We start from the raw sequence: 22,376 nt of genomic DNA, 5'->3' as shown, positions 1-22,376 counted from the left end.
CCTTTACGCGCGGGATGGATTTATGGACGCCTTTTTCTTACAGCAGCTGATTAACGGCCTGACGCTGGGCGCGGTGTATGGGTTGATCGCCATCGGTTACACCATGGTTTACGGCATTATCGGCATGATCAACTTCGCGCACGGCGAGGTGTATATGATCTCCGCCTATTTATGCGCGATAGGCTTAGCGTTACTGAGTTTCTTTGGTATTCACTCCTTTCCATTACTGATTTTCGGCACCTTGCTGTTCACCATTATTGTCACTGCGGCTTATGGCTGGGCCATCGAGCGTATTGCTTATCGACCCCTGCGTAACTCCACGCGCCTTGCACCGCTAATTTCCGCCATCGGTATGTCACTGATTCTGCAAAACTACGTGCAACTAAGCCAGGGTCCCAACCAGCAGGGCATTCCGACGCTGCTGACGGGGGTGCTGCGCATGGAAGTGGATGGTGGCATCGTGCAAATCACCTGGACCAAAGTCTTTATTCTGATTGCCGCTTTCTGTGGCATGGCGCTGCTCACCTGGATCATTCAGTACACCAAACTTGGCCGCATCTGCCGGGCCGTTCAGCAGGATCGGCGCATGGCATCCATTCTCGGCATTAACACTGATCGCGTGATTTCGCTGGTGTTTGTCATCGGCGCAGCCATGGCCGGACTGGCGGGCGTGCTGGTGACCATGAACTACGGCACGTTTGATTTTTATGCGGGATTCATCATTGGTATCAAAGCCTTTACGGCGGCAGTACTGGGCGGTATCGGTTCTCTACCCGGAGCCATGCTCGGTGGACTGCTGCTTGGGGTTGCGGAAGCGCAGTTTGCGGGACTGGTTAACTCTGACTACAAAGATGTGTTCTCGTTTTCGCTGCTGGTGGTGATTTTAATCTTCCGTCCGCAGGGACTGCTGGGTCGTCCGCTGGTCGCAAAAGTGTGAGGAAGCCACGATGAATGCAATGACGCAAAAAGCGGGCGTGCGTGAAGCATTGCTCGACACACTGCTGGCGGGAGTGATTGCGCTGGTGGTGTTTGGCCCGATCGTGGGCGTGGTGCTGGAGGGTTACAGCTTCACACTGTCGCCGCAACGTGTGGCGCTGTTAGTGGGATTAGTGATGGCAGGGCGCTTAATGCTCAGCCTGTTCACCCGTACGTCCTATGGACAACGCTTTACACGCAAGTTTGAAGGCAATGACGATGGCGTATATGTCCGCGAACCGGGTTATCGCTCGCGGATGCGCTGGATATTGCCGCTGTTATTGATTGCTGCATTTGCCTTTCCATTTCTATCGAGTAAATACCTGTTAACCGTGGCCATTCTGGGGCTGATTTATGTGCTACTGGGGCTGGGGCTCAATATTGTGGTGGGGTTGGCGGGATTACTTGATTTGGGTTATGTCGCATTTTATGCCATCGGCGCTTATGGCCTGGCACTGGGCTACGAGTACCTCGGCCTGGGATTTTGGAGTATGTTGCCGATCGCGGCATTAATGGCGGCCTTTGCCGGAGCGCTGCTGGGGTTTCCGGTGTTGCGCATGCATGGTGACTATCTGGCGATTGTGACCCTCGGCTTTGGTGAAATCATCCGTCTGGTCTTAACCAATTGGTTGTCGTTTACCGGTGGACCCAATGGCGTATCGGTGCCTTCCCCGACATTTTTCGGCCTCGAATTTGCTCGCCGGGCGCGGGACGGGGGCGTGCCTTATCACGAGTTTTTGCATCTCGATTACAACCCGAATATGAAATTCATCTTCATCTATGTGGTGCTGGTACTCGTGGTGCTGCTGGTGCTGTTGATCAAGCATCGGTTAACGCGCATGCCCATTGGCCGCGCCTGGGAGGCATTGCGGGAAGATGAAATTGCCTGCCGCGCCATGGGGCTTAATCATGTACTGGTCAAACTCTCCGCCTTTATGTTAGGTGCCTCGACGGCCGGGATTGCCGGGGTGTTTTTCGCCAGCTATCAGGGGTTCGTGAATCCAACTTCCTTTACTTTCTTCGAATCAGCGTTAATCCTGGCGATTGTGGTTCTGGGGGGGATGGGCTCGACACTGGGCGTGGTGCTTGCCGCTTTTGTACTGACAGTCGCGCCTGAACTGCTGCGTAGTTTTGCCGAATATCGTGTGCTGCTGTTTGGCATGCTGATGGTGTTAATGATGATTTGGCGACCACGCGGATTGGTTCGTACTGCACGTGTGGGTGTTCCGCTGCGGAAAGGAGTACGCCATGAGTGATGCCATTCTACAAGTTGATCATTTAATGATGCGCTTCGGCGGCATCAAAGCCCTGAACGATGTCAGCCTTTCTGTGGCGCGCGGTTCGGTTACCTCATTAATCGGCCCTAACGGGGCGGGAAAAACCACGGTGTTCAACTGCCTGACCGGGTTTTATCGCGCCACCGGCGGGCGCATCATACTCAATGCCCAGCAGCGCAGTACCGATGTAATCCAGGTGCTGGGGCAAAAAATTCATCCGCAGGACTGGCTTCATCCGGCGCGGCTGGGTTCGCGCGTGTGGTACAAAATGTTTGGCGGCGCACATCTGGTTAACCGGGCCGGCCTGGCGCGTACTTTCCAGAATATCCGCTTGTTCCGCGAGATGTCGTTGGTGGAGAACCTGCTGGTGGCGCAGCATATGCAGGTGAATCGTCATCTGCTGGCCGGCGTATTGAATACCCGTGGTTATCGCGAAGCGGAAAATCGCGCGTTAGACCGCGCTTTTTACTGGCTGGAAAATGTGGATTTGGTCTCCAGCGCCAATCGACTGGCTGGCACGCTCTCGTATGGTCAGCAGCGCCGACTGGAGATTGCGCGTGCCATGTGCACGCGACCGGAATTGATTTGTCTGGATGAGCCGGCCGCGGGATTAAACCCGGTCGAAACCGATGCGCTGAGTCAGATATTGCATCGCTTACGCGCTGATCACCGTATCAGCGTGTTGTTGATTGAGCACGACATGTCGATGGTCATGCGCATCTCCGATCACATTGTGGTACTGGATCATGGCGATGTCATTGCACAGGGGACGCCTCAGCAAATTCGCCACGATCCCAACGTTATCGCCGCTTATCTCGGCGCAGATGAGGAGAGCGACCATGACTGAACCGATGTTGAGTTTTGAACAGGTGGACGTGTTTTATGGTCCGGTTCAGGCGCTCAGGCAGGTTTCCCTGACGGTGAACCAGGGGGAAACGGTGGCACTGATTGGTGCTAACGGCGCGGGAAAATCTACGCTGCTAATGTCGATTTTTGGCCAGCCGCGCATTGCCAGTGGTGACATTCGCTTACGTGGCGAGTCGATCAGCCATCGCAGCACCCATTTCATCGCCGCCAGCGGCATTGCACAAGCGCCCGAAGGCCGCCGCATTTTTCCCGATATGACAGTGGAGGAGAACCTGCTGATGGGCACGATTGCCGTGGGTGACCGCTTTGTGAAAGAGGATAAAGATCGCATGTACCAACTGTTTCCACGCCTGCTGGAGCGGCGTAAACAGCGTGCCATGACGCTCTCGGGTGGAGAGCAGCAGATGCTGGCGATTGCGCGGGCGCTGATGAGTCGCCCAAAACTGCTGCTGCTGGACGAACCGAGTCTGGGTCTGGCGCCGATTGTGGTGAAGCAGATTTTCAATATCCTGCGCGAACTTACTCAGCAAGGCATGACGCTGTTTCTGGTGGAGCAGAATGCAAGGCATGCGTTAAGGTTGGCCGATCGCGGTTATGTGATGGTCAACGGCGAGATCAAACTGAGCGGCAGTGGGGAAGAACTCCTAAATAACGATGAGGTGCGCAGCGCTTATCTCGGTGGTGCAGCGGATCCTGCGGTGGTGGCGACAAAAAGTTTGTAATAATGATTAAATGGTGATGGGAAACACTTTGCATATTTCTCAGTGGCCTATCATCATTATTACTCTTCTTCCTCTCCAAAGTGATTTGGTACTCCCTTGCAAAATCCTGGCGTAGCAGTGATGCGGGCGGTCAGAAATACGGCGTGGTATCCGAAACGTCGCTCTTATCGCACGCTGTTGTGGCGTGAAATTACCCCATTAGCCGTGCCCATCTTTATTGAAAACCTCTGTGTGATGCTGATGGGCGTCCTGAGTACTTTCCTCGTGAGCTGGCTGGGGAAAGAGGCGATGGCGGGCGTCGGTCTGGCCGACAGCTTCAACATGGTGATTATCTCCTTCTTTGCGGCGATTGATCTCGGCACCACGGTGGTGGTGGCCTTTAGCCTCGCCAAGCGCAACGGCAAACGCGCGCGCGCAGCTACGCGGCAGTCGCTGGGCTTGATGACGGTGCTGGCATTCGTGCTGGTGATCGTGATTGAGATCTGGGGACATCTGATTATCGATGTTATCGCGGGCAGCGCGGAACCCAAGGTGAAGGAACTGGCGCTGAGCTACCTGCAAACGTCGGCGTGGAGCTATCCAGCCGCGGCGATCGCCCTGATCGGTAGCGGCTCGCTACGCGGAGCGGGAAACACTAAAATTCCGATGCTGATTAATGGCGGCATGAACATCCTTAACATCGTGATCAGTAGCGTACTGATTTATGGTGCGATGGGGTGGGAAGGGATGGGCTTCGTTGGGGCCGGGTTAGGATTAACCATCTCACGCTATATCGGCGCGGCGGCGGCCATTTATGTGCTGTATCGTGGCATTACGCCGGCGTTAAGAATCAGCATCGCCAGCTATTTCCGTCGCTGGGATCGCAACATCCTGATGGAAGTGCTGGGGATCGGGGTGCCGGCCAGTATTGAGTCAGTGCTGTTTAACGGCGGTAAATTGCTGACGCAGATCTTTGTGGCAGGCATGGGCACCAATGAAATCGCCGGTAACTTTATCGCCTTCTCCATTGCCACGTTAATTAACCTTCCGGGCAACGCCCTCGGTTCGGCTTCCACCATCATTACCGGTAAGCGGCTGGGTAAAAATCAGGTGATGCAGGCGGAAAGGCAGATTAAACATGTGTTCTGGCTGGCGATGATTGGGCTGTGCACACTGGCCTTGATCACCGTACCACTGGCGGGCACGCTGGCTAAATTCTACACCCGCGATCCTGAAGTTATTGAAGTCACCAAACATCTCATCTGGCTCAATGCGGCCTTTATGCCAATCTGGACCGCATCCTGGGTGCTGCCTGCTGGTTTGAAAGGCGCGCGCGATGCGCGATACACCATGTATGTGTCGATGTTCAGCATGTGGGGTGCGCGCGTGGTTGCCGGCTACGTGCTGGGGATCATGCTCGGTATGGGCGTGGTCGGGGTGTGGCTGGGCATGTTCCTCGACTGGACAGTGCGCGGTGTGTTCTTCTGGTTCCGTTTGACCAGCGGCAAATGGCTCAATAATTACCGTCGTATGCTGGCGAAGAGCCGGGCATAACGGAGTTGGCCGTCGTAGCAGATGGCGGCCTTCAATATATGCATTAATTGGGATTCCATCGCATATCTAATCGTTTTGGTTATAAAGCTAGTTACGCTTTACTGTCAGGGTCAACTATTACTGGAGAACCTGACGATGAAAACGATACTGTCACTGTGGTTCCATCGCCTGATCAACGCCACATCACAACCCGCTGAAGAGCGTGAATTCGACCTCAGCAATCATATTGATTTGCTGATTCCGGTTAGCCAGCTTTATGGCATTGAATTCCATCCGTCGGTGTATCGCTACTATGAGCGATGAGCAACTCCATCACACCATGCGCTACAGTTACTGGAATGAACTGTGCGCTCTGCTTAAAAACCCGCTGCCATGTCCAGCGGGTTTTTTGTGCCTGAATTTTGTCCTTTCCTGACCACTTCCTGAGCAAACCCTGACACAACGTTCCTGCTGGTTCTGATTGTATTAATTATGTAAGGCTACCGTAAAGAAATGTATTCCCAAGCCGCTGCGCTCATGCAAGAATAAAAAGGTAAATGATAACCATTGGCGTTATCGTTTAGGTGTTGCATCTCGAGGCAGTGGAGATTATGGCACCTTGAGTGCTTTGGTTTACTGGATGCAATAAGCCCATCAATAATGATAAGAAAGTTACTTTTTAAAATGGATAACAATCGCAATTTGCCGTTTGGCAGTTTCAATTCACTGACCCTGTTCACCGGGCTATGTATTGGTATTTCTCCTGCTGCTGCTCTGGCCGCAGATAATGCCAACAAAAAATCTGACGACACTTTAGTGGTGACGGCACAAACGCCTTCTCTGTATGCGCCTAATACTTCTGCCGACCCCAAATTTACCCGTCCGCTGGTGGATACCACCCGCACCATGACGGTCATTCCGGATCAGGTGATCAAAGATCAAGGCGTCAATAACCTGACCGATGCGCTGAAAAATGTGCCGGGGGTGGGGGCGTTCTACGCCGGGGAAAATGGCAGTTCTTCGACCGGTGATGCCGTGTATATGCGTGGCATGGATACCTCAAACAGCATTTACGTGGACGGCATTCGTGATATTGGTAGCGTGACACGCGATACCTTTAATACTCAGCAGATTGAAGTGATTAAAGGACCATCGGGCACCGATTACGGTCGCAGTGCGCCGTCAGGTTCGATCAACATGATCAGTAAGCAGCCGCGCCTGGATACAGGCCTGGATGGATCGGTAAGTGTGGGCAGCGCGTGGATGCGCCGCGGTACGCTGGACTATAACCAGGCCATTAACGATAACAGCGCGTTCCGCCTCAATCTTATGGGCGAGAAAACCCACGATGCGGCGCGCGATAATGTGCAAAATGAGCGCTATGGCGTCGCGCCTTCACTGGCTTTCGGCCTGGATACGTCAACGCGTTTGTATCTGAACTATCTGCATGTGCATCAGAACAACACGCCAGATGGCGGCATCCCGACCATTGGTCTGCCGGGATACTCGTCACCGACTGCAGCTACCTCTGCACTTAACCATTCGGGTAAAGTGGCGACCAGTAATTATTACGGCACCGATTCCGATTTCGACAAATCCACCACCGATAGCGGCACCATTCGCTTCGAGCACGATCTCAACGACAGCACCACGATTCGCAACACCACGCGCTGGTCGCGAGTGAAGCAGGAGTATCTGCTGACTGCGGTGATGGGCAGCACTATCACCACGCCAAATCCGAATGATGTAGACACCTGGACCTGGACGCGCAACGCAAACCTGAAGGATGTCAGTAACCGCATTCTCACCAACCAGACCAATATCACCTCGAAATTCTATACCGGTTCAGTGGGTCACGATGTCAGTGCTGGCGTGGAATTCACACGTGAAAACCAGACCAACTACGGCGTCAATGCCATCACTGCACCTGCGGTGAATATCTATCATCCGATTAGCAGCATTTCCGTGGGTGGGCTGGATCGCAACGGCGCCAATGCCAACGGTCAGACCGATACCACCGGAATCTATGCCTTCGATACGCTGGCTGTGACCAAAAACTTCGAGCTGAACGGCGGCATTCGTCTTGATAGCTATCACACTGATTATGACAGTGCTACGGCGTGTGGCGGCAGCGGGCGCGGTGCGCTGGCGTGTCCAACGGGCATCGCACGTGGCACGCCGCTCACCACCGTTGATACGGCCAAGTCTGGCAATCTGGTGAACTGGAAAGCGGGTGCGCTCTATCGTTTGACCGAGCAGGGCAATGTTTACGTCAACTATGCTATTTCTCAGCAGCCTCCAGGCGGCAGCAGCTTTGCGCTGGCGGCAGGTGGCGCCGGCAATAGTGCTAACCGCACTGATTTCAAACCGCAAAAAGCCAAATCAAGCGAAGTGGGAACCAAGTGGCAGGTGCTGGATAAACGCTTGCTGTTGAATGCTGCACTGTTCCGTACCGATATCGAGAATGAAGTGGACGCCAACGACGACGGCACTTATTCGCAAACCGGTAAAAAACGCGTTGAGGGCTATGAGCTTTCAGCTACCGGCAACATCACCCCAGACTGGGAAGTGATTGCCGGTTACACCCAGCAGCACGCTTCGGTGAAAGAGGGCGTAGCCGTCGCTCAGGATGGTTCATCTGCTATTGCTTATACACCGAAACACGCCTTCACCTTATGGACGCAATATCAGGCCACTGATGCGATTTCTGTTGGTGCGGGGGCGCGTTACGTGGGCAGTCTGCGTCGCGGCAGCGATGGCGCGGTAGGCACGCCAGACCATACTGAAGGCTATTGGGTGGCAGATGCGAAACTGGGCTATAAGGTTAATAACAACCTCGATCTGCAGCTGAACGCTTACAATATTTTCGATACCCACTATGTGGCTTCCATCAATAAGAGTGGTTACCGCTACCATCCGGGTGAACCGCGTACCTTCCTGTTGACGGCAAACGTCCATTTCTAAGATTCAACGTGGGGCGTTCGCGCCCCTATTTATGAGAGAACACCGCGATGATGTATCACATTCCTGCAGTGCTGACGCCTGAAGAGGTGGCAAATTTCAGTTCGCTGCTGCAACAGGCCGATTGGATTGACGGACGCGCCACGGTGGGCAGCCAGGGCGCAACGGTAAAAAATAATCAGCAGATTGATACGCGTACGCCGCTTTATGATCGGTTGCAAACAGCAGTGATGCAGGCTTTGAACAACAACCCGCTGTTCTTTTCTGCTGCGCTACCGCGTTCTATTTCTACACCGCTGTTTAACCGTTACGAACAGGGTGAAACCTACGGTTTTCACGTTGATGGCGCGGTGCGGCATAACGGCGCTGCCGGGTGGATGCGAACCGATCTCTCGGCCACGCTGTTTCTCAGTGAACCTGACAGTTATGACGGCGGCGAATTAGTGATTGAAGACACTTATGGTCAGCACAAGGTGAAATTACCTGCCGGCCATCTGGTGCTTTATCCTTCGAGTAGCCTGCACTGTGTCACACCGGTAACGCGCGGCGCGCGCGTGGCATCGTTTCTTTGGATTCAGTCGATGGTGCGTGATGATAAACAACGCGCCATGCTGTTCGAACTGGATCGCAATATCCAAAGCCTCAAAGCACGTCATGGCGATAGCGAGGAGCTGCTGTCTCTGCTGAACATGTATCACAACCTGCTGCGGGGTTGGACGGAAGTGTAGCGAATGAGGGCAGTTTGCGGAGTGCACGTACACAACCTGATGGCTCAAAGGTTCATTTTTGAACCTTTGGCGTGTTTTCATTGGGAAGGTGGGCGTCAAAAATACATAAAAGGGTATGAAAGGTTCAAAAATGACCCTTTTGCGATCTGAATCTGCTACAGGATGTCGATGCCAGTTTTTTAGAGACGAGGGAACGCAACGTGATGAAAAGCAAAAAACCCGCTCAGGTTTCCCTGAGCGGGTTTCTCTAAATATGGCTCCTCTGACTGGGATCGCCTTTGCCAGTAACTGGCTAATAAGAAAGCTAAACCTTAATGCACTTTTTGTCAAGACCACCAGAATGACCACCAATTGTTGCGGGTTACGTCAATCTGGTATTAGCGTTTGCGGCACACTGATCATTGCTGCTAATAAATTTCTGCCTTCTAAAAATAGGCCTAATGTTGAATATTTACCGTTTGCCAAACGGCCCTCTTCAATACAATGATTTTGCTGTATTCAAACGACTTTTTACGCAGTGAAAAAGTTTAGGCGTTTTTCTGACATTGCATAACCATTATGGTCAGGTATGTTGCCAGCGTTGAATATAATGACGAGGGTAGATATGTATGAATGTGTGAGTTGCTTCTTTGCAATTAATATCACTGATTGCTATGATGGTTTCTATAATTAATATTATTTTACGTGAATAATTTGTTATTAATAAAATAAAATCCAAATCCAGGGTCAGTGAATTTTAGATCAAATCTTCCTTTATTGTACTCATTAGCTAACTCATTCTCATATAATTCTGATATTCGCCCCCAGCATTTAAATTCAATAATTTCAGCATCTTCAACCATAAATTCACGCAATGTTATCCAGTTTGATGGCGCTTCAGGCCAAGTTGAGCTGATTTCACGCAAATAGAAGTCTGCGTCATTTATGATTTCCCATAATGAATAGGTATTACCTGTGGATTCGTACTCCCATATTATATGCTGTAGTTCTGCTGCTATGCCTTTTTCATTACATGTAGAATACAAGTTATTTTTGAACGGGTTAATATCTACAATTGTAATACTATATGCTGCAAGACTGTACTTTCTGAAATCTCTCCATAAAAATGCGAAACCATGTGAGTGGAGCCTTGATGCTTTATTAACCATTCTTTGAAATGATGACTTAATTTGTTCTATGTTTTTTTCAATATCACTTACCTCGCCTCCAGAATAGATATCCTTTCCATAAATACAAAATTGATAGCCACTAAAGTCATTTGGTCTAAGTTTTCTATCGCTATAAGCTTTTGTTAAAATCGCAGGTCTTATACACTCAAGTTTAATTCCAGACTCATGTTTTACTGGTTGTAAGCAAAGAATACTCCTGTTTAGCCAAAAAATCTCATTGAATATATAATTTTTGATTAAAGTTGGCCAGTCATTAGATATGACTACATTTATCACATCCCCATCGGACATATTTGGAAAGTAAGTTTTCAAGGCATTGGTATATGCTCCCAGTTCGGTGCCGGCTTGTCTGGTTGGGTTTGGTATATTCTTGATTTCAATAATTATCCATGCCTCGTAGTCAACTGAATATAATAGAAAATCCGGACGTAGAATCTCATCTGAGAATTGTGATATATCTTGATTCTCACAAACTATTTTAGTATTTAATAATGTCTTCAAACAATAATTATAGCTGTCTGAAATTTTTTTATCAACATAAGAGTACTCTTCGTCTGAAAATGGAATTATTAAGTTAGCTAATCCTTCTGTTTTATTTAGCTCTGAACTCAACCACATTTGCATTTCGCTTTCAGATTTGAACAAATCATCCTCACTTATATATACTGAAGGTTTTGCCAATGCATTGTTATTTCTTAGTGATGCAAGGGGTGTTTATATAATATGATTTTTCTATGCGTAATCTGCAATGAAAAACTCATATGTAAATTAACCATATAAACCCGGGAGGGGGGTATTTGGTTTATTTAGTTCTATCTAGAAAATTCATATTATCATTTTTGTGTTATACACAAATCTAAGGTTTGATGATGAATTATATTATCACCCAGCCAGTATTAAGTTCTTACCTAGTTAGCTAATCCAGGCAGGAGGATATCTTTAGTAAACTCAATTTGAATTGAGTGATGTCTTCATGGTAACGGTGTTATACATAAAGTAAATATCTCTCAGTTGAGAACAAGGCAACGCCAAGTTCGCTATTTTAAAATACATTACTGGATTAAACAAATTTTTCCGAAATAAAAAAATGTTTCGACAGATGTTGATCAAAATCCTTCGCTAAACTAGAAAGAAATTTACATTTTTCTGTTATGTCGGTCAAGTCCAAATTGACAGTGTCACCGTGAGCAATTTTATTTCTTAACTCTCTTATATTGTGAAATGTTTCAACTGAGTCATCATTTAATTCGAATGCGAATCCATTGGTTAAAAAATCAGGAATTTCAAATGATTTTATATTTGAGTTTTTTTCTGATATTACTCTCAACCCGAATGCTGAGAACATTTCGCTAGGGAACCTATAATCTCCTCTTTTAAGATTATTAGTTGCAGTTTTACATACACCAATGGCGTGCCCTTTTACATCATATATTTTTCTTAATCGTCGTCGGTTTTTTTCTACTGAGCTATCATCTGAATTTATATTTTTAAGGGTTCTGCACTTGGACTTATTAATTAATTCATCTATCCCACCATGGAAAGATATTAGCTCTGATATTATTTCATAAATAAATGATTCAAAAAAACTGAAATTACTAAGTAGTGTATATTTACACAGTTTGTTTTTGTACCCTTGAGCCCGTCGCTTTAAATCAGTGTTTATATTCTTTTGTTTCTCACTGCTTATATCTCCCTTAGGCTGATAATAGTCTGCTTTGGTGATTTCATTTATAACTCCTTTTTCGAAAAGGATAATATTTCTTTTCAATACTGGAACCGCAGAACAGACCAGAACAGAAAAATCAAAAGTGTCTTGCGTTTGTTTTTTAAATTTCACATAAGATACAGACTGAGTGAAAGTTTTTTTTGAAGAGTTCATATTGTTCCTTCAGAGTATTTACACGGTCACTTGTTATTATGCTTTCGAGCACAAGATGAATAAAAGCAATTAACAACAGAGTTTTGTCAAATGTTTTGGTGCATGATTGATTATATACTTCGCGAGCCAGTCCGAGTAAAGCTTTTAAAATTCTATGAATCATTTCTGTCAGAGAAAATCAGGCCTATTAAAAGCCTAGCCATACGAAGACTAAGGTCTAAATGTGTTGCTGGTCTCGCAAATTGTACCAAAGTGTCTCACTATGCTAGTACTACTGATCTACACACTGCTCGATCAACAATGCTTTCAATCTTTACATCTATACTACATTCGCTTTCTAACCAGACCGATATCCCTCATGTAATCCTGACAACGCTACCGCCATCAGGAACATCAGTCCTGGTTGAGTACTTGTAAATCTAAATGTGACTGAAACTCATGGATTATTCAAGAAGGCAATAAGATGTCACCTAAAGTTGAGTCTGCGCGATTATGCAGTTACGACTTGGCTTGTGCAAAACGAACCATTCACTTTAAGAGATCTTCCGACATACTGTTCATGTCCTCTGGGGAGATCGTCATGCGCAAAGCCCGATTCATCGAGCACCAGATCATCACCGTTCTGAAGTCTGTTGAAGCAGGACACACCGTCAAAGATGTCTGCCGCGAAGCGGCGTATTACAATTGGAAAGAAAACTACGGCGGTATGGAAGACTCTGATATCAATGAGATGAAAGATCTTGAGGACGAAAACCGCCGACTCAAACAGATGTTTGCCGATCTCAGTCTGGAATGCCGGGCGCTGAAAGACATCATTGAAAAAAGCTTTAACACCAGCGATAAAGCGGGTGCTCGTCGGTTATCTGACCTCACAATTTACGATGAGCACTCGCCAGGTATGCAGGATGTTATCGCTGAACAGGACGGTGTACTTTTACCAGCCCGACGCCCGACGTGATGAACCGGTGATCCACGCGTTGACTGAGCTGGCGGAGCGCTACCCACGATACGTTTTTAAGAAGCTGTTCCAGCTACTACGCAGGCAAGGCAACACCTGGAACCACAAGTGCGTGCATCGGATTAACTGTCTGCTGAAACTGAATTTTCGTCGTAGGGGAAAGCAGCCTCTGCCGGTACGCAACCCCGCGCCACTGGCGACGCCGGAAGCGCTAAACCAGAGCTGATCCATCGATTTTATGCATGATGCACTGCTCTGGGGCAGACGCTTCAGGACCTTCAATGTGGTGGATGACTTTAACCGTGAAGCACTGGCGATAGAAATTGACCTGATTATCCCGGCCCAACGTGTTGTGAGAGTGCTGGACAGGATCGCAGCAAGCCGGGGCTATCCTCTTAAGATGCGGATGGATAATGGCCAGGAACTGATCTCAGTGGCGCTGGCGCAGTGGACCGAAGAACATGGGGTAATGCTGGAATTTATCAAGCCGGGTAAGCCGACACAGAACGCGTTTATCGAGCGCTTTAACCGGACGTACCGGACAGAAGTCCTGGATTTTTATTTGTTCAGGACACTGAATGAAGCACGGGAAATCACGGAGCGCTGGCTGGCCGAATATAACAGCGAGCGACCTCATGAATCTCTGAATAATCTGACGCCGCAAGAATACCGGCTGATGGCTGAAACCCCGGAAGTCTCAAAAAGTGCGTGGAACTAAAACAGGCGTACTTACATGTTTGCGTTGAAATACCCTAAAATCTCCTGTTTTATATCAGCAGACACCTTACACCGTCAGAGAAAATTGTGGAAAAAATCAGCCCTGCAACAGTTCAGTTTATCAAGCTTGGTGAGGCCGGTGAATGGGAGCAGCAGTGTCTGTCGGAGGGCACGCTTCGGTTTGGTTATCATGAAACTCCGAACAGTCTTTGTGTTGAGGGGCAATGGGCCGACGTGCACGAGATATGGCTTAACATCCGCAAGGGGAAAAAAGGCAATGCGAGCAGTGACGTTAGGCAGATCAAGACCTTTTACATGGCGGACGCAGAGACGCTATTCATTACCTTCAGGGGTGGGTTTCTGTACTGGTGTCGACCCGCGGGTCCGGTTAAGGTGCTGGCGGATGGTAGTCGAGTCCGAAAAACAATGGAGGGGTGGCAGAACACCAGCATTGGGGGAGCACTGTTAACCACAGATCACCTGAGCGGTGACCTGTTAAAGGTTCAGGGATACCGGGGAACGATATGTAACGTAAGCGCACATGATTACGTTGTTCGTAAAATAAATGATGAAGATCTCCCTGCGGTATCTGATGCGAAGCAGTCTGAAGAGACTTATCTGAAGGCTATAAAAAAGCTTTGTCAGCTGCTGACCTGGCAGGATTTCGAACTATTGGTAGACCTTGTTTTTTCAACAAGCGGGTGGCGACGCACCAGTATTGTCGGTAAAACACAAAAAACGCTGGACCTTGAGCTTGAATCTCCCACCACCGGAGAGAAAGCGTTTGTACAGATTAAATCACATGCGGACGCATATGCTTTCAGCGAGTACGAAAAGCGGTTCAGAGAAACCAGTGCCTATGAACGAATGTTTTTTATCTGGCACAGCGGGTCGTTATCGGAAAATATCAAAGTCGATGGCATCACGTTAATCGGCCCAAATAAGTTAGCAGGGCTTATTCTGGACAGTGGTTTATCAAGGTGGCTTCGAAAAAAAGTTTCGTAATATTCCTGCTTTCTTGGTAACGCATCAACAGAGCATCCACGTGAAAAACCTGCAGCCTCACCTTACGCTGCGACACCATCAGCCCCCAGCCGTCAGGCTCGAAACGCATCCTTTTGCGGTTAGGCAGAGCTTGCTAGCGTGCCGGGGCGTCAGCCAGACCGCGCTACTTGGTACGCAGTGGAGCCGAAGGGGCAAGCAATGTTTGAATTTGAATGTCCGCTGTGTGCTGTGAGTTCAACGGGTAGATGCAACGCTATCCTCATAAAGTGGGAAGATGAAGTCGCAGAAAGAGCACAGCATTCGCTACTAGTGATATATTAACTTCATCCAAACGGAGTCAACACCAGAAGCAATTCTCCTAGTAGGATGGTGCGCTCGTATTCATCTTGCTCTAATCTCAATCCGTTGTGGTAAAAATCGCGAAGAAAAAGGGATTTATATGCTTGAAAGAATTCATCAAATTACTAGCGTAGGTTTATTCCAGGATATCCGTCCTGCTGGTATGTCCTTTAAAAAAATGACCTTTGTCTATGCTGATAATGGGCGTGGTAAATCCACCCTTGCGTCTATTCTGCGTTCCTACACTGAATTAAATCCAGATATTGTACGGCACAGGAAAACGATTGGGGAAACAACCCCTCAAAATATTCATCTGCAGTTTTCTCAGGGAAATCGTGCGATATTCGATAACGGCACATGGAGTGGTAAGTATTCAGATGTGCACGTCTTCGACCTAGATTTTGTTGATCGTAATGTTTACTCAGGTGGTGAAATCAGCGCTAGCCATAGAAAGCGACTGCTGAGTTTTGCGCTGGGCAGTGATGCGGTAGCAGCGAGGGCTGCTTTTATTGATGCATCAGACAAGGCAGAGGAGGCCAAGAGAGTTACGAGACTGGCAAGTGAAAAGCTGACGGTGGCCCGGGGAAATGTAACGCTAGCAAGATACATAAAGCCTGTTCAGGAAGAGAACATTCAGGAAAAAATTGCATTAGTCGAATCAGAACTGGATCTCTGCAAAAGAACAGAGACGATCCGCAACCGTACGGGCTATCTTCCGTTACCTCTTTACGCTCCTGATTTCAGTTCTTTTTTTTCCATACTTGCATCGAGTTATGACAGCCTAAGTGCGGGTGCAGAAGAGGTCGTCTGTGCGCATATTGACCATATCAATGTCGAAGGTTTTGAGCGATGGGCGAGTAGCGGCCTTGATTATATAAAAGACGAATATTGTCCTTTCTGTACGCAAAGCTTGGAGGGTGTTGGACTGATCCGGTACTACCGGGAGCGGTTTAATCTTGCATACAAAGCCTTACTTAATCAGGTTACAGGCCTAGATAACGTTGTGGCGACAACCATGCGCGTTTTCAATCTGGCCTTACTTGAGAGCAAGATTGAGCAGGCGGGGTTAGTGACTGAAAACTGGAAAGATTGTCTCCAGTTGAACGTGAGTCTCCCTGATTTAGATAAAATTAAAGCTAGTTTGGAAGGTCTTCAGTCATCTCTGAGTCGCTTAACAGAAGCCAAGAAAAGCGATCCGCTTTCAAAGACCCAAGGCGACTATGAAAAAGAAATCGCTGATGCAGTAACTGCAATCAATGATGAGCTTTCTGCCTTTAATTCGGGCGTGGAAACTGCCAATCTGGATATTCAGGCTTATAAAGAGGCGCTTGAAACCAAAAATGAAGAAACCCTGCGGGTTACATTATCCCAGCATGAAGCAACCCGACTTCGTCTATCACCTGAGGTAGTAGGTTTTATCTCTGATTATCAGACCGCTAAAACAGCTGAAGTGACGGCCTCTGAACTAAAGGAAACACGGAGGGGTGAACTGAATGCGATCATGGACTCGACCCTTGGAAAGTATCAGTCCTCAATTAATGATTTATTGATGAAGTTTGGTGCAAGCTTTCGCATCACAGAAATTAATTATAACTATGCCGGCGGTGGTGAGCCTAAATCTGAATATGCAATTGAACTTAGAGGGGAAAAGATTTCGCTAACGGGGGAGGAATACAGTTTTCGGAGCTCACTCAGTGAAGGGGACAAAAGGACGCTAGCCTTCGCATTCTTCATCTCAGTCTTGCTTCATGACGTTGATCTTGAAAGAAAAATTGTCGTTATTGATGATCCGATGTGTAGTCTGGACAATCATCGCAGGAACCACACAATCACCATCATTAAACAGATATACCTTCGCAGCTTGCAGGTAATCATCTTGGCGCACGACCTGCTCTTTATCCGTACCATGCGAGATGAGTTCCTAAAAATACCTGCTACTCAAATGCAGGACATTTCAGCCTTACGCATTGTCCACATTGCTGGTGATTTCAGTAGTTTGGACAAACTAGATGTCGATCTGGAATGTGAATCTCCCTACTATAAAAATCATCGGCTGGTGAGCGGATTTGCCGATGGTGCTCATCATCAGCTTCACGACACGGCGGTGGCAATCAGACCGCTTCTTGAGGGGTATCTGCATCGACGTTTTCCGGGGCGAATTTCACCGGGAAATCTGTTTGGAGAGGTAGTAATGCAGATTGCACAAGCACAACCGAACGATCCGTTATTCTTCGCTAAATCACTGGTACCTGAGTTGAATGAAATTAACAATTATGCTGGTCGCTATCATCATGACACGAACCCTCAGGCATCATCAGAACCCATCACGGCAGGTGAACTGATGTCTTACTCTCGACGGGCTTTGAATGTGATTTATCGCGGAAACGTATGAGAAGTTCCTGATTGGGTATCACCTCGTACTTAGAAGATCAACTGTACATTTGAAAATGAGCCCTCTCGGGGGCTCATACCGATTATAAGCACTGCCGCCGGTGCAAACGCTTCGTTATGAATATTCTCTTAAGGAACACCCATTTCCAAACGTGACATTAGAATATGGGAGCGACATGAGCAGTGCCGGTAAGGGATGTTATGTTTCATGTAAACACTTAGTCGTCATAAGCTAAACGTCTGCTTCTCGCTCACAGCGGACCTCACGGTACTTCACGCGGTCCGCTTCGTGCTGCGAGTTCAACGGGGCGATGCAACGCTATCTGGTACTGCAATGAGACCATTGACGGGACGAGTCCTTCGTAGTGTGACGTCTTGCCATGTTGATCTGCTGCCGGAGCGCGAGGCTTGTTTGCGTTCCTCGATCTACGCTTCTACTTCGGCTAAGACCCACACTACGTAGCGTCGCGTCAGATGAAGCGACGCGGAAACTCGCCGCGGTGTTCCATCTCGTAGAGCGTCGTTTCGGCTAGCACGTCGCCACAGTCGCGACAGGTACGCGCTTCTGGTCGTAGATCCACGCAGACAGCATCTTGACAGTTCCCTTTTAGGCGTCGGCAGCCGGCCAACGCAACTTTCCGCGGCCGACGCGTAGAGCATCCACTAGCCGGGTTTTGCCCGGCAACCGCCCCGAGAATAGGCTGGGCTTGGGATCAACCGCTGGCTTCTTGAAGACGGCGATCCGCTGATAGTCGGGGGTTGCCAGCCAAGTCCGCGCGTCCCCTTCGTCGGTGACGATTCGATAGAGGCCAGCGGGCGGGGAGGGCTCGGTATCGAGTAGGCGCTTGTAGCGTTCGACGGACCATTTCTGGATGCCTCCGCTGAGAGCTTCGGTTCGGAAGCGGGCCCATAACGCGGAGGTGTCGGGTGTTGGCCAGTTGCCTGCGTCGGTTTTGGCCGTAATCTCGTCGGATTCAAGCCAAGCCCGCATTTCTGCGGGCGTGACGAAGACTGGCTCAGCATCTTCGATGGCCGCCATTGCCGCACGCCGTGACGGCAGGCCTGCGCGGATCAGCATCGCCATCATTAATTGGGGGACACCGGTTTCTACCGCAGCCGCAGCACCGCCCGCCACCGTATCCGGCGACCAGCCGAAGGACATGCGCCGGGTGCGGACGGCTTCTAGCGCCCAGACTAGCCGATAGGTGAAGGCATCTTCGACCGCCCGCATGTTCTGCGGTCCGATCTTGGAGACTTCTTCCCCGGACACCCAACTACGTAGGATAGCTTTCCAGTTCGGCGGCAGCGCGTTTGCCTTGTCAGGGATGAAAGGCCGCATGAACAGCAGGCGTTCGCCGAGTCCGCCGAGAGCATCGGCGAGTTCGTTGATGTCGCCGCTCAATGCTGCACTGTCTGCCCTGTCGATGAGTTCGGCCAACTCGTCCGCCATAGCGTCGATGAGGAGGCCAGCTTCAAGCCCGACTCCCATCGCGAAATGCCCGCGTCGCGTTGGGGTGGTGGTGGCTTTCCAGATGAGACCAGCGCGTGCTTCGAATACCTTCCGGTGCAGGGAAGCGACATCCTCGTCCTCCCGAGCAATTTGGCGAGCCCAGAGTGACCCCTTGAGCGCCTCGTCTAGAAGGTTAGGTAGATCGGCGCGATCAACGTCTAGGGATTCGATCAGACCGAATACGGTGGCGTCGAGGCGTTCGACGAGCTGAGACAGGGGCTCCTCGTCGATGGTTTCCTCCTCGTCGTCCGTCTCGTCTTCATCGTCGGTGGCGGCGTCGTATACCACAGCGGCGGCAAGTCGTTCTGCCACCCCTGCTTCTTCGTCAGGTGACCTCCAAGCCTCGCGGGCGTTGGCGAGATATTCCCAGGCATCATCTCGATCCAGGACTCCCTCGCGCGATAGACGTTTAAGGATTTCGGCAACGATCTGGATAAGGCCGCTTTTAAGCGTCCTGGCCTTGGCAGAGGCGACCAGTTCCCTCCATTCTTTTTTTCGCCATTTGATTTTGTCGAACATGACATGGACGATCAGCCCCTCGACATCGACGAATGCACGTCCGGCGCGGCCGGCCACGTTCGCGAACTCCTCACCTTTGATCTTCTCTGAGGCGCGATATAGCGCGGGCACGAGCAGCACGGCAGCGTTGAGATTGAGGCCCTGGGAGAGCGTCGGCGAAGCGATAATGACCTTTAGCGTTCCTTCGGTTAGGAGCAGTTCCAGTTCGCGTAGGAACGGGCTCGGCAGTCGGCCGTGATGAATGGCAACCCCCACCTTAAGGCTGGCCACGGCTGGGTGATCCTCGCCCAACCATTCCTTACCGACTTCCAGGGCGCGGGCGATCGGAGCCTCGTCTTCCAGCAACGAGTTCAGATAGCCTCGCTTGCAGAGGTCCACGACTTGTTTGCCGTAGCTCTCGACCCAGTTCGCTTGGGTAGAGAAGATCAAGGTGCGCTTGCCCTGGCTCGCGAACTCCCATGCCGCGAACAGAGCGAGGTGCGAGTTCTTGCGTGGATAGGGCTTCTTCTCCTTCCCTCGCGCTGGTTTTTCCGCGACGAATTTGTCAAGGAAGGGGCCATCGTCGTCTAGATCGAGCCGTAGCAACGCGTCCTTACCTCGCCAGGTAAGTGCGCCGAATCTCTGGCGCGTTGGGCGCCAGTCGGAACGCACAGGCTCCCCGGGTTCGTCGGAACGAATCCATGCGGTAAGGTCGTCGAGTTCGTCGCCGCTTGGCAGGATCGCGGAAAGGCAAACTATTCGGCGCTCTGCCGCATCCGTGCGCCGAAGTAGGCGCTGCACGAGCGTCTCATAGCGGATTTCGCGCTCACTAGGACCGATCATGTGGCCTTCGTCGAGGACGATCAGGCCGACATCGTCAATCAGCGTCTGGTCGCTTCTCAGAGCGAAGTCGAGTTTTTCGGGCGTCGCAATGATGATCTCCCGTGTGCGGAGGGCGTCTTCATCACCGGCGGAAAGGCCGCTGGCGCCGTAAAGAGAAGAGACACTAAACCCTAGTGGCGCGAAGGTCTTCCTGAAAGATCGTTCGGTCTGGGCCGAAAGAGCGCGCAGCGGTGTGACGATTAGCACCCGGCGTGCGGAGGATAGGGTCATTAACACGGCAATCTCTGCTACTCGTGTTTTGCCCGCGCTGGTCGGCAGGGCGACGACCAGATCGTCTGTGACGTCTGTGGAGCGCTGGGCGGCTTCGCGCTGCGATGGCCATAGCTCCACCTCTGAGGTCTTGCGGGCGTAAAGTGAAGATATAAACAACCGCCGTAGGTCGGGATATTTTTCCTCCGCACCCTTGGGTGGCTCAGTCGGCAAATTCTGGTGTAGTGAATGTTGCCACAGGTCGTCGATCAGGTGACGGCAGAGGTTCGAAATCCACCACAGAGGGACGTTCTCAGCATTGTCAGCAAGCCCGACAGCGGTAGTAAGGAGCCCTCGTGCGGCTTCGAACGGCTCGACTTCACCCGTTTCAAGCGCGAAGTCAAAAAATGCCAGGGCACGGCAGATCGTCGTATTGAGAATTGTCGACAGCACTTCGTCGACGTCAGTGTCTTCGCCCTGCAGCGTCGCCGCGATCTGCTCATCGCCGTGAGCCCCGTCATCCAACCAGTTGCGGACGAAGCCGCGAAGTTGATCGAGATCGCGCAGTATAAGGTGTCGGATCGCTATTTCACCGGGTGAGACGTTAAGGTCTTCCTCTGTCTCGTTGAAGATTGAAAAGGCGACGGCCGAGAAACCGGCTAGATGGTAGGCTGCAGCAGCAATGGTGCGGCGGAATCCGCGATCAGGGGACTCTGGATTACCATTACGCACCAGAGCTTCGAAGGCGTTGGCTGCGCGCTCAAAGGCCTTGCCAGTGAGTTTCGAAGCACCAGCCTGAGCCCGCAGTGCCATTGCGCCTCGAAGCAGGGCAAAACCGTGCTCGGCAAGATCTGTTTCGATGGTTGCGCCAAGCGGCGGAGCGTTTTGCGGCAATACGCCATCCTTACGCATCAACGACCAAGCTGCACCGCGATAGAGGAGGCGCCCGAGAATACCGTCAACTGTAGCGGCCGTCAGGAAGGTGCTTAATTCTTCAGTCGTCTCCAAGAGCTTCCGCCTCTAGGTACATTGCCGCAATGAAATCCTGATGATCTTTGATGTGAATGTTCACGACGTAGTGGTCCCTATTGACTCCAGCGGCTTCAAGGTTCTCTTTCAGGGAAGCATGAGGGCCGTTACCCGACACGGTGAAGAGCATGTGGTCGATGCGATCGGCTTGCATGGACTTAAGACCCACTTCGTCGCGAAGGTCGCGACCTAGTGCGTTATCGCCAGCGTCGTTGCTCTCCAACAGGCGATTGGCGACGAACAGCAGCGAGTCAGGCGTGCAGCGGCCATTGTCGCGGTCTAGGACCTTGCGGGCGGCGATGACCGTGGTTTTGCCAAGCTTCTGGTTACTTTTAGCTTCACCTTTCAGTAGCCAGAGCTTATTGCCTTGGTAGCCCGCGCCGATGAAGTCATCGCCGCGCATGGCCATGTTACGGCCGTCCTTGTATCGGAGCCGGCGCACGGGTACCCGCAGACCGATTTCTTCCTCCACTAGTTCCGTCGCAAGAATTTCGCCGAGGTCGCCAGAGCGGCCCTTGGGGGTATTAGGCATTGCCTCGCTGAGGATCTTGGCTGCAACCTTGTATCCTAGTCGCCCTACGTCATCGGCGATGCGTTCAAGTCGGTCGTAGTGCGAGCGAATGGTCTCAGCAAGGTCCTCGCGGATATCATCGCGGCCGCCGTCCTTCTCGACATACGTCCAGTAATACTTGCGTTCGTCATTTTCTTTAATGGACTCACACCACTTCTCATATAGGCCCACGGTGT

At 50.5% G+C, this 22,376-nt stretch carries 15 protein-coding genes and 1 pseudogene; 12 read left to right on the top strand and 4 right to left on the bottom strand.

Translation table 11 applies throughout. The features are described from left to right. The first annotated feature begins 22 nt into the window (after nucleotides 1-22). The 9 genes from AC6I8L_RS11995 to AC6I8L_RS11955 all read left to right on the top strand — a co-directional run bounded on the left by AC6I8L_RS11995 (nucleotide 23) and on the right by AC6I8L_RS11955 (nucleotide 9,529). Nucleotides 23-937, top strand: a complete 915-nt coding sequence (locus AC6I8L_RS11995; RefSeq protein ID WP_045832249.1) for an ABC transporter permease subunit — start codon at nucleotides 23-25, stop codon at nucleotides 935-937. A 10-nt stretch (nucleotides 938-947) separates the two neighbouring features. Next, nucleotides 948-2,231 (top strand): high-affinity branched-chain amino acid ABC transporter permease LivM, encoded by a 1,284-nt coding sequence (livM, locus tag AC6I8L_RS11990; protein ID WP_058959924.1) that lies wholly within the window; start codon nucleotides 948-950, stop codon nucleotides 2,229-2,231. Further along, nucleotides 2,224-3,099 (top strand): ATP-binding cassette domain-containing protein, encoded by an 876-nt coding sequence (locus AC6I8L_RS11985; protein WP_058959923.1) that lies wholly within the window; start codon nucleotides 2,224-2,226, stop codon nucleotides 3,097-3,099. Before livM ends, AC6I8L_RS11985 begins: the two co-directional genes overlap by 8 nt. Then, the gene (locus AC6I8L_RS11980) at nucleotides 3,092-3,841 is read left to right on the top strand and encodes an ABC transporter ATP-binding protein (RefSeq protein ID WP_058959922.1); all 750 of its coding nucleotides are present in this window, start codon (nucleotides 3,092-3,094) and stop codon (nucleotides 3,839-3,841) included. Before AC6I8L_RS11985 ends, AC6I8L_RS11980 begins: the two co-directional genes overlap by 8 nt. A 120-nt stretch (nucleotides 3,842-3,961) precedes the next feature. After that, entirely contained in the window at nucleotides 3,962-5,374 is a 1,413-nt protein-coding gene (locus AC6I8L_RS11975; protein WP_034824533.1) for an EmmdR/YeeO family multidrug/toxin efflux MATE transporter, read from the top strand. Between the two features lie 135 nt (nucleotides 5,375-5,509). Further along, the gene (locus AC6I8L_RS11970; RefSeq protein ID WP_167347102.1) at nucleotides 5,510-5,677 is read left to right on the top strand and encodes a hypothetical protein; all 168 of its coding nucleotides are present in this window, start codon (nucleotides 5,510-5,512) and stop codon (nucleotides 5,675-5,677) included. A gap of 360 nt (nucleotides 5,678-6,037) precedes the next feature. After that, nucleotides 6,038-8,317: a catecholate siderophore receptor Fiu gene (locus tag AC6I8L_RS11965; protein ID WP_058959921.1), complete on the top strand. Its 2,280-nt coding sequence runs from the start codon at nucleotides 6,038-6,040 to the stop codon at nucleotides 8,315-8,317. A gap of 47 nt (nucleotides 8,318-8,364) precedes the next feature. Beyond that, nucleotides 8,365-9,042 carry a PKHD-type hydroxylase YbiX gene (gene ybiX / locus AC6I8L_RS11960; protein ID WP_034824529.1) on the top strand — a complete coding sequence of 226 codons (678 nt, stop codon included), beginning with the start codon at nucleotides 8,365-8,367 and terminating at the stop codon, nucleotides 9,040-9,042. Between the two features lie 115 nt (nucleotides 9,043-9,157). Next, a complete protein-coding gene (locus AC6I8L_RS11955) occupies nucleotides 9,158-9,529 on the top strand; it encodes a hypothetical protein (protein ID WP_167347101.1) in 372 nt (123 codons plus the stop codon). 193 nt (nucleotides 9,530-9,722) lie between these two features. Here AC6I8L_RS11955 and AC6I8L_RS11950 read toward each other — a convergent pair whose 3' ends face one another. Beyond that, nucleotides 9,723-10,892 carry a hypothetical protein gene (locus tag AC6I8L_RS11950; protein WP_131028749.1) on the bottom strand — a complete coding sequence of 390 codons (1,170 nt, stop codon included), beginning with the start codon at nucleotides 10,890-10,892 and terminating at the stop codon, nucleotides 9,723-9,725. 379 nt (nucleotides 10,893-11,271) lie between these two features. Then, nucleotides 11,272-12,090 (bottom strand): HEPN domain-containing protein, encoded by an 819-nt coding sequence (locus AC6I8L_RS11945; protein ID WP_117117013.1) that lies wholly within the window; start codon nucleotides 12,088-12,090, stop codon nucleotides 11,272-11,274. 580 nt (nucleotides 12,091-12,670) lie between these two features. On the opposite strand from AC6I8L_RS11945, the pseudogene AC6I8L_RS11940 reads away from it, so the two are divergent. From AC6I8L_RS11940 to AC6I8L_RS11930, 3 genes and pseudogenes are all read left to right on the top strand, one after another. Next, nucleotides 12,671-13,766 (top strand): annotated as a pseudogene (locus AC6I8L_RS11940) (IS3 family transposase). A gap of 86 nt (nucleotides 13,767-13,852) precedes the next feature. After that, nucleotides 13,853-14,770 carry a hypothetical protein gene (locus tag AC6I8L_RS11935; protein ID WP_048216020.1) on the top strand — a complete coding sequence of 306 codons (918 nt, stop codon included), beginning with the start codon at nucleotides 13,853-13,855 and terminating at the stop codon, nucleotides 14,768-14,770. A gap of 439 nt (nucleotides 14,771-15,209) precedes the next feature. Beyond that, nucleotides 15,210-17,501 carry an AAA family ATPase gene (locus tag AC6I8L_RS11930; RefSeq protein WP_048216021.1) on the top strand — a complete coding sequence of 764 codons (2,292 nt, stop codon included), beginning with the start codon at nucleotides 15,210-15,212 and terminating at the stop codon, nucleotides 17,499-17,501. Nucleotides 17,502-18,107: 606 nt separating this feature from the next. On the opposite strand, the gene AC6I8L_RS11925 is transcribed toward AC6I8L_RS11930, so the two are convergent. Further along, nucleotides 18,108-21,608 carry a DEAD/DEAH box helicase gene (locus AC6I8L_RS11925; RefSeq protein ID WP_058959919.1) on the bottom strand — a complete coding sequence of 1,167 codons (3,501 nt, stop codon included), beginning with the start codon at nucleotides 21,606-21,608 and terminating at the stop codon, nucleotides 18,108-18,110. Continuing rightward, nucleotides 21,595-22,371, bottom strand: coding sequence for a Hachiman antiphage defense system protein HamA (locus tag AC6I8L_RS11920; RefSeq protein WP_048216023.1), 777 nt, complete (start codon nucleotides 22,369-22,371; stop codon nucleotides 21,595-21,597). The genes AC6I8L_RS11925 and AC6I8L_RS11920 overlap by 14 nt, the downstream gene beginning before the upstream one ends. Between the last annotated feature and the right edge of the window lie 5 nt (nucleotides 22,372-22,376).

It is taken from the genome of Type-E symbiont of Plautia stali (assembly GCF_059731115.1).
The sequence above is the reverse complement of the archived record's forward strand: the minus strand, read 5'-3'. Positions and strand labels throughout refer to the sequence as shown.

What these genes read in the sequence shown, in the direction of transcription:
- AC6I8L_RS11995 (WP_045832249.1), top strand. Translation starts at nt 23, where the DNA reads ATGGACGCCTTTTTCTTACAGCAGCTGATTAACGGCCTGACGCTGGGC.
- livM (WP_058959924.1), top strand. Translation starts at nt 948, where the DNA reads ATGAATGCAATGACGCAAAAAGCGGGCGTGCGTGAAGCATTGCTCGAC.
- AC6I8L_RS11985 (WP_058959923.1), top strand. Translation starts at nt 2,224, where the DNA reads ATGAGTGATGCCATTCTACAAGTTGATCATTTAATGATGCGCTTCGGC.
- ybiX (WP_034824529.1), top strand. Translation starts at nt 8,365, where the DNA reads ATGATGTATCACATTCCTGCAGTGCTGACGCCTGAAGAGGTGGCAAAT.
- AC6I8L_RS11975 (WP_034824533.1), top strand. Translation starts at nt 3,962, where the DNA reads ATGCGGGCGGTCAGAAATACGGCGTGGTATCCGAAACGTCGCTCTTAT.
- AC6I8L_RS11980 (WP_058959922.1), top strand. Translation starts at nt 3,092, where the DNA reads ATGACTGAACCGATGTTGAGTTTTGAACAGGTGGACGTGTTTTATGGT.
- AC6I8L_RS11970 (WP_167347102.1), top strand. Translation starts at nt 5,510, where the DNA reads ATGAAAACGATACTGTCACTGTGGTTCCATCGCCTGATCAACGCCACA.
- AC6I8L_RS11930 (WP_048216021.1), top strand. Translation starts at nt 15,210, where the DNA reads ATGCTTGAAAGAATTCATCAAATTACTAGCGTAGGTTTATTCCAGGAT.
- AC6I8L_RS11955 (WP_167347101.1), top strand. Translation starts at nt 9,158, where the DNA reads ATGAAAGGTTCAAAAATGACCCTTTTGCGATCTGAATCTGCTACAGGA.
- AC6I8L_RS11965 (WP_058959921.1), top strand. Translation starts at nt 6,038, where the DNA reads ATGGATAACAATCGCAATTTGCCGTTTGGCAGTTTCAATTCACTGACC.
- AC6I8L_RS11945 (WP_117117013.1), bottom strand. Translation starts at nt 12,090, where the DNA reads ATGAACTCTTCAAAAAAAACTTTCACTCAGTCTGTATCTTATGTGAAA.